Source organism: Alteromonas sp. ABV4_515 (genome assembly GCF_056160345.1).
This window is the reverse complement of record NZ_JBSWWZ010000060.1, coordinates 1-200: the sequence shown is the minus strand read 5'-3', so window position 1 is coordinate 200 and position 200 is coordinate 1. Positions and strand designations below refer to the sequence as shown.

Annotated in this window: 1 rRNA gene; it reads left to right on the top strand. The window is 50.0% G+C overall.

The annotated features are described in order from the left end of the window. Nucleotides 1-200: ribosomal RNA gene (locus tag ACXAGX_RS20660) — 23S ribosomal RNA — on the top strand; the annotation flags it as partial.

The following is a 200-nucleotide window of genomic DNA, read 5'->3' as shown; positions in this document are numbered from 1 at the left end:
GCACCTAGACGGAAAGACCCCGTGAACCTTTACTACAGCTTGGCACTGAACATTGAACCTACTTGTGTAGGATAGGTGGGAGGCTTTGAAACGCAGACGCTAGTTTGCGTGGAGCCGTCCTTGAAATACCACCCTGGTATGTTTGATGTTCTAACGTTGGTCCCTAATCGGGATTGCGGACAGTGTCTGGTGGGTAGTTT